Annotated in this window: 2 protein-coding genes; one reads left to right on the top strand and one right to left on the bottom strand. The window is 75.0% G+C overall.

Features of this window, described 5'->3' with window-relative positions:
• Nucleotides 1-184 (bottom strand): MarR family transcriptional regulator (locus G3I65_RS37045; RefSeq protein ID WP_160700218.1); only part of this gene is annotated, 184 nt, incomplete at its 3' end.
• A 59-nt stretch (nt 185-243) separates the two neighbouring features.
• On the opposite strand from G3I65_RS37045, the gene G3I65_RS37040 reads away from it, so the two are divergent.
• Nucleotides 244-789, top strand: a 546-nt coding sequence (locus G3I65_RS37040) for an MFS transporter (RefSeq protein ID WP_160700217.1), incomplete at its 3' end; no start/stop codon positions are given.

Genomic DNA, 789 nt, shown 5'->3' with positions numbered 1-789 from the left:
CCGGGCGCCGCACGCCGGCGGGCTCGAGCAGTCCCTCCTCGACCAGGCGCGCCAGCACCTTCGACACCGCCTGCGGGGTCAGCCCGGTGACCTCGGCGACGGTGCCGCGCTCGAGCGTGGGCGTGGTCCGGGCCAGCGCGAGCACCAGCGCTTCGTGGTAGTCCCGAAGGAAAGCCAGGTGCACCGCGTCACCCTAGCGCCGGTACCTGTCCTTAACGCAACAGCGTTGCTAAAGTCGCCGGAATGGAGGACCTCGCCCGGCGCCGCCGCTGGGCCGCCCTGCTCGCCCTGGCCCTCGGGTCGGTGGGGATCGGGCTGACGGAGTTCGTGCCCGCCGGCCTGCTGCCGGAAATGGCGCACACCCTGCTCGGGAACGCCGAACCGGACGCGGTCGCGCGGACGGGGTGGGTGTTCACCGCGTACGCGCTCGGCGTCGTCGTGGGCGCGCCCGTCCTCGCCACGGTCACCGCCCGGCTGCCGCGCAAGCGCCTGGTGCTCGGGCTGCTGGTGCTGCTGGTGGCGGGCACCCTCGCCTCGGCGGTGGCGCCGACGTTCGCCCTGGTGCTGGTGGCCCGGTTCATCGCCGGCCTGCCGCACGGCGCGTACTTCGGGGCCGCCGCCCTGCTGGCGGCCAAGCTGATGGGGCCGGGGAGCGAAGGGCGGGGCTTCGCCGTCGTGCTGAGCGGGCTGACGGTGGCCAACGTGGCCGGGGTCCCGGTGATCACCCGGCTCGGGCAGGCCGCCGGCTGGCGGACCGCGTACCTGGTCATCGCGGGCGTGTTCCTGCTC

Source organism: Amycolatopsis sp. SID8362 (assembly GCF_010550475.1).
Classification (GTDB): Bacteria; Actinomycetota; Actinomycetes; order Mycobacteriales; family Pseudonocardiaceae; genus Amycolatopsis; species Amycolatopsis eburnea.
This window is presented reverse-complemented; position numbering and strand designations above follow the sequence as displayed.